This window comes from Cedecea sp. Ae19-4 (genome assembly GCF_059801165.1).
The window spans coordinates 1-6,700 of the sequence record NZ_JBCHWG010000010.1 but is presented as its reverse complement, the minus strand read 5'-3'; the positions used below and the strand labels follow the sequence as shown (position 1 = coordinate 6,700).

At 53.0% G+C, this 6,700-nt stretch carries 3 protein-coding genes and 4 pseudogenes; 2 read left to right on the top strand and 5 right to left on the bottom strand.

The features are described from left to right. Together AAIE02_RS23435 and AAIE02_RS23430 are read left to right on the top strand one after the other, a co-directional pair. The coding region (locus AAIE02_RS23435; protein ID WP_498533405.1) for a hypothetical protein at nucleotides 1–1,981 on the top strand (1,981 nt) is incomplete at its 5' end. Between the two features lie 227 nt (nucleotides 1,982–2,208). Next, a pseudogene (locus tag AAIE02_RS23430) lies at nucleotides 2,209–2,368 on the top strand (IS91 family transposase); the annotation flags it as partial. A gap of 75 nt (nucleotides 2,369–2,443) precedes the next feature. Here AAIE02_RS23430 and tnpC read toward each other — a convergent pair. The 5 genes and pseudogenes from tnpC to AAIE02_RS23405 form a co-directional block, all read right to left on the bottom strand. Continuing rightward, nucleotides 2,444–4,015, bottom strand: a complete 1,572-nt coding sequence (gene tnpC / locus AAIE02_RS23425) for an IS66 family transposase (protein WP_498533404.1) — start codon at nucleotides 4,013–4,015, stop codon at nucleotides 2,444–2,446. 40 nt (nucleotides 4,016–4,055) lie between these two features. Beyond that, entirely contained in the window at nucleotides 4,056–4,382 is a 327-nt protein-coding gene (gene tnpB, locus AAIE02_RS23420) for an IS66 family insertion sequence element accessory protein TnpB (RefSeq protein ID WP_498533403.1), read from the bottom strand. Continuing rightward, nucleotides 4,379–5,004 (bottom strand): annotated as a pseudogene (gene tnpA, locus AAIE02_RS23415) (IS66-like element accessory protein TnpA). The gene tnpB and the pseudogene tnpA overlap by 4 nt, the downstream one beginning before the upstream one ends. Before the next feature lie 200 nt (nucleotides 5,005–5,204). Continuing rightward, nucleotides 5,205–6,239, bottom strand: a pseudogene (locus AAIE02_RS23410) (IS3 family transposase). Nucleotides 6,240–6,348: 109 nt separating this feature from the next. Then, nucleotides 6,349–6,700, bottom strand: a pseudogene (locus AAIE02_RS23405) (integrase core domain-containing protein); the annotation flags it as partial.

The following is a 6,700-nucleotide window of genomic DNA, read 5'->3' as shown; positions in this document are numbered from 1 at the left end:
CTACGCCATCACGGCGGGCGCAATTGCGGATGCAAATATAGTTTTTAAAACGACATCTTTTAGTGCTGCGAAGGGCAATTCAGCAGTCACTCTGACGCTCAAAGACAGTAATAAAAATATGATTGTAGGGAAAAGTAGTGATGAAATAGCAAAATCATTTGCCTTCACTAAAATGCTTGGCTCCGCGGCCACGAGCCTGACCAACGATGATGCAGTAGGTACACTGTCCGTATGGAGTGAAAGTTCTGACGGGGTTTACACATCGACGTACACACCGGGTAAATATAGTGGAACTATTACTGCGAAAGTTGTCGTTGGAGGTAATACGTCTAACAGTGTGAATTTAATTACAAACCCAGATATCAAATCAGCACAGGTCTTTAGCCAGACATCGTCATTGCAAGACACGGATTATAGCATTAATGGTAATGCAATTGCGGGATCGGGATATGGCTATGTAATAAATATGACTATCGCGGATGCTAATGGAAATAAGTTCATCTATCCAGGTGATGGCGATTATGGTTTATCGCTCAATCTCGTTGGTGCATCGGGGATAAGCTTCACGCCAGGCAATCTGTTGGACATTGATAATACCTCGATCGTCAGTGTTGAAGTGACATCAATGACCCTGGGCTCAATGAGTGTGACAACAAATGTGGTTCAAAGTACAGCAGCAGCGAAATCGGTGAGCTATAAATTTGTAGCTGATACCAATAATCCGGTGATTACATGGAGTGGCGGTAATATCGGTCAGGTTGATACAAATGTCACGAGTTTTGCGACATTAATTGATAAATACGGGAACAGCCTCGAAAATCTAAAAGTTGGTTTTACCGCGGTACCTTCAACGAGAAGCAAGATTATTTCAATTAACGGCACAGCTATCAATGCAGCGCAAGGAAATTATCAATTTAACACGGGAAACACCGTAACCTTGGTGACTCAGGGAAGTGACGTAACAAATGGATACAGCGTTACACCAACCTTTAATGGAAATGATATAGATAATTCATTGACTGTTTCTTTAGATGTCAATCCGACAGCACTGCGTTTTGATGCCTTATCAGCAACGGGTACGGCGATGGCGAACAATACTGATGTGAATAAAATATCGGTTAGTATCACCGATAAATACGGCAATCCAATTGATGACGAGGCGATAATTAAGTTCAGTATTGCAAGTGGTGATGCTTCCGCGTCCGGATTAAGCCAATCCAGTACATCTGGGACTAACTCAGATGTTAGCGTTCAAACTTCGAAGGGAAATGCCGTTGCTTATCTCAATAGTTACTTGTTATCGCAGGTTATCACGGTGTCGATTTTGAACCCGAGAACCAATGACGTGATTACCAGCAGAAATGTTACTGTTAAATTCAAGCGCTGGGTTGAGGCTGCACAAGGCACATTTAAAGCAGATAATAACTCGAAAGATTATAATGTTTCATCAAATCTACCAACACGTATTACCATTGGGAGTAATTATATAGCACCAACAGCTGCAGGCGAAAATGCCAGCGACTATGATTATTATTTTGTAGATAACAATAATAATCAAACGAATGTGTCATGGGCGACATTAGACAGTTCGACGGGGTTAGTAAGAATCACGGCTAAACCTTCATTACCAGCGACATTGAAGACGTTTGCTAAATATAAAGGACATGCTCATAAGCCAGACCGTACTTATTCTCCAGCAATTCGTCAATACTGGACTTTTGCAGGAACAAATAACCGTCAGATGTTCTCCTGGTGCTCCGTTGATAGACCAGGATACAGCTATCCATACTCTAGTGATGTTATGGATTTTGTTAGTCAGCAAGGAAATGTAGCGAGTTCATTGAACGGACAATTTATAAAATATACTTATGGATCCACGGGTAACAACGATGCCTTTGGACGCGTCTCTTATTACACGGGCGGTAAAATAGGTCCAAACTATTCTAAAGGAGGAGCTATTTGGTGCTATATAAATAATTAACAACCAATCTTTCTGCTGTGGATAACACTCAAAGCGTCCGATGATATATCGGGCGCTTTAAATATTTAAATTTCTCTTCATAAAGCCCCTGCCTTCATTGGAGTAGATCATTATAGCTGTATATTTCAATGATGATATTAGATAACTGAACGGTAGCACGCCTACGGCGTGATCTCGTCTGATGCGCAGCCGAAGTCCTTTCCACCCTCCTCAACGCATTTTATACTGTGTTTCATGTACTACCTCAACCTGCAAGGCTTCTGTTCCAGCACTACGAAGCTGGGAACGCTTCCTCGAAAAGAATGGCCATCAGCTCACCGACTGGACCAAACCTCCGTCGAGAGCATGCTTGCCTGCGGAACTTGCATCATGGGTCTTCGTCGCTATTGACCTGCCTCCAGTATTAAATACAACCCTCAGTTAGTAATGGAAGTAAGCGTCACAACCAGACCGTATTGACGGTTAAGCAGATGTGAGATCGGTTTTCCACGGCAGCAGATCGCGTAGCCGGTTTACCGGCCAGTCCTGGATATGACCCAGCACATAGCGCAGCCACGCCTCCGGCTCCACGCCGTTCAGCCGGCAGGTGCCGATCAGCGAGTACAGCACCGCTGCCCGCTCCCCGCCAGCGTCTGAACCGGCGAACAGCCAGTTTTTCCGGCCCAGGGCAACCCCCCGCAGCGCGTTCTCCGCGATATTGTTGTCGATTTCCGCCCAGCCGTTGCTGCAGAACAGGTTCAGCGCATCCCACTGCTTAACCAGGTAGGCGAACGCCTTCGCCGTATCTGAGTGCCGCGACAGCACCTTCATCTGAACCTGTATCCGGTCGTACAGTGACTGCATTAACTGGACAGTCTGCTCTTTACGTACCGCCAGCCGCTCTACCGCCGGGCTGCCGCGTATCTCCGCCTCGATGGCATGCAGTTTTCCGATACGTTTCAGCGCTTCGGTTGTGATGTCGGTTGGTGTGCGGGAATGCACGTCGTGGATTTTACGCCGGGCGTGCGCCATGCAGGCCGCTTCCGTGATGCGCTCGTCTTCGTACAGCGCGTTGTAGCCACCGTACGCGTCCGCCTGCAGGATACCGCCGTATCCCGCAAGGTGCCGTTGTGGATGAACGCCTTTCCGGTCCGGCGAGTACGCGAACCAGACCGCCGGCGGAAGCTGCGACCCCGCGTTACGGTCATCCCGCACGTACACCCAGAGCCGGGCCGTCCGGGTTTTACCGCTGCCCGGCTCCTGCACTGGTACCGGGATATCGTCGGTGTGCACTTTGCCCGGCATCAGCACGTACTGGCGCAGCAGGTCGTACAGCGGCTCCAGCAGTTCGCTGACCGCGCCGGACCAGCGACCCAGCGTGGCGCGACTCAGCTCCACGCCCTGACGGCGGTATATCTCCGACTGGCGGTAATGAGGCTTGTGCTTCGCGAACTTCGCCGTGACGATGCGCGCCAGCAGGCCGGGACCGGCATAGCTGCGTTCAATGGGCTTTGACGGCATGGGGGCCTGAACGATGTGGTCACAACAGCGGCAGGCCAGCTTCGGCCGCTGCGTTTCAATAACCTTAAAGGCGCTGCTGATGAGCTCCAGCTGCTCTGACACGTCGCAGCCCAGCGGGCTGAGGTCGCCGCCGCACGCCGGACAGGCGGTTTCTGCCGGCGACAGCGTGCGGGTTTCGCGGGGAAGCGAGGCGGGCAGCGGTTTACGGGCGGAAGACTGGCGCAGCGGCTGCGGGAGTACCGGGTCATGCTGCTCGCCCAGTACCTCAGCCATCTCCTCCTGCAGGGCACCGATGCGCTCTTCTGCCTCGCGCACCTGGCGTGCCGTTTTCTCGCGCAGCTTTTCGGAGCTTTTGCCGAACTGCATGCGCTGCAGCTTAGCGACCAGCGCCTTCAGGCGGTTGATTTCGCTAGCGTACGCCGCCACCCGCTGTGAGAGCAGGCGGTTATACTCCGCCATTTTGCAGATGGTTGTTTGCTGCTCCTGCAGCAGCGCCCTGAGCCGGGCATTTTCATCGGGGTATGAGGCGTACATGAACCCACTTTAGCGCAGGTTACACCCGCAGACCAGGGCGTTACGTCCGCTGCGGATGCCGCCAGTCAATGCCTTCCAGCAGCATCGACAGCTGCGCCGGCGTCAGGTGCACCTTACCGTCGCGGGTCACCGGCCACACGAAGCGGCCACGCTCCAGTCGTTTGGTAAACAGACACAGGCCATCCCGGTCAGCCCACAGCACCTTTATCATGTCGCCGCGACGCCCCCGGAAGATGAACAGATGCCCGCTGAACGGGTCATCCCGTAACGTGTTCTGCACCCTGGAAGCAAGGCCATTGAAGCCGTTCCGCATGTCCGTGACGCCGGCGACCAGCCAGATGCGGGCTCCCGCAGGGAGTGATATCACCGCGAACTCCCCTGCATTTCCCGGATGAGCGTCTGCAGCAGCTCCGGCGTCAGTTTTCCACCGATACGAAGCGTCCCGGCGGGCAGAACCAGCTCGCAACAGGGAGACTCTCCGGTCTGAACGGCAGGGGGCAGAGGGTGACAGCCACCTTCTGCAGTGAGCGTGACCGGCAGCATCGCCGGAGCGCCTGATGGTGCAGCGAGCAGCCCCTGCTGATAAAGACGCCGCCAGTTGAACAGCAGGTTGTCATTGATGTTATTTTCGCGGGCCAGCCGTGCCACGCTGACGCCGGGCTGCATCGACTGCTCCACCAGGGCGATTTGGAAGTCACGGGGGAAGTTGGGGCGACGTGGCCGCCTGCGGGGTGCGGGTGTCTCAGCCGGCTCCGGTGCTGCGGGCAGAACGGCGGCTTTACGTGATGCCGGCCGGTAAAGACGCTTCTCCAGATTCCGGGCGCTGATCCTGCCGGCAGGGGCCAGGGCAGCCCGGCCTTACTGAAGCGAGCGAACAGCTCACAGACGGTGGTTTTGGGAATGCCTAGCCGTCTGCCTGCCTCAATACGCGGCAGCTTTTCATCAAAATGGAGGCGGAGTGCTTCAAGGATCCATGTCCGGTGTTTCATGGGATAGTGTCCATTAAAAAATGATGGACACTATTTTCCCGGAACGGACGGTCACAGGACAGACGGTTCAGATGAGACGCTTACTAAGGGAATGACCCTGACCCCGAATATGCTCCAGTCATAATCAGGAATAACCGGCTTCATGTTGGTGGCATGTTCTGGCAACCGGCAGACTTTTCAGCAAATTCGGACGGGGTCATCTAGCCCAGCGCAGAATGAGGACGTCTCGGGTTATAGTGTATGCGCCAGGCCTCAATTTTTCACCGGGCATCCTCCAGCGACATGAACCAATTTTCGTTCAGGCACTCCTGCCGCAGTCTGCCGTTGAACGACTCCACTGTGGCAGTGTCCGTGGGCGCTCCCGGTTGTGAGAAGTCTATGCGAATCCCTCTTTCGTACACCCATTTGTCCAGCATTTTCCCTGCAAATTCAGAGCCGTTATCGGTTTTCAGCCATTGTGGTAAGGGACGTCTGAGTGCAATGGCGTTCAGCATCTCTGCGACCTCTGTTGAGCGCAGATTCTGACCCACGCAAATCCCCAGACATTCCCGCGTGTAGAGATCAATGACCGTCAGCAGACGTAGCCGACGCCCTTCAAATAAGGCGTCAGAGATAAAATTCATGCCCCAGACATGATTAGGATACAACCCCCTGAGGCTGCAGTTGTCGCCGCTGCGCCGATTTGCTCCGCTGTGGGCGTTTGAGACGCAGGGACAGACCCTGTTCGCGATAGAGCCGGTAAATGCGTTTGTGATTATCCCGCCAAGCATAACGTGAACTCTGCGGTAGCCATAATGAACACGAGATTCGGTGATTTCCCTGATTCGCAGGCGGAGTGCACTGTCGTCTGCCGCCACAGAGCGGTAGCGGAAAGAGCTGCGGCTGATGTAGTGCAAAACAGACCTGCCTCTCGCTGGCACCGTAGCATGCCTGCAGGTCCCGGCCCCATTCGCGCAGGCTTGCCTGCGTCAGTTCTTTTTTGCCAGGATATCCTGCAGCATGGTTTTGTCGAGGTTGAGATCGGCAACCAGCTTCTTCAGCCTGAGATTCTCTTCCTCAAGCTGCCGCATGTGCTTCAGCTCAGAAGGGGAAACCCCGTCGTATTTGTTTCGCCAGGTGTAAAACGTGGCATCGGAGATGCCCAGCTTACGACAGACTTCTGGCACGCTCGCACCCAGTTCGGCCTGTTTCAGGGCAAAGACAATCTGCTCTTCGGTGAATCGTGACTTTTCCATCGGCACAACCTTCGCCCAAGGGAGTGGTCATCATGCCGGAATTCTGTTCTGAGTGGAGCATATTCGGGGTCAGGGTCACTGATTTACTCCCGTATTCTCCGTTTCGCCATCACGCTGCAAACTCTGAAGGGGTTTGATAATTCAACGAAGAATGAGGCCGACACTCGTTATAGTCCTGCCACCATGCACTTATAATTTCTTATGCATGAACAACATCGTGGAACCAGTGCTCATTCCTGCATTCATCGCGAAAACGACCATTAAAACCTTCGATAAAGCCATTCTGTGTAGATTTGCCCGGCTGAATAAGCCGCAGCTCAACATTATGTTCAAAGGCCCACTGATCCAGCACACGACAGGTAAAACTCAATCCCCCTGATCTGTTCTTATCGTCGCCGGATAGCCACGAAACAGCGCAACGCTGCTCAAAATGCGTGATACCTGAACGCCTGTAATCGAAA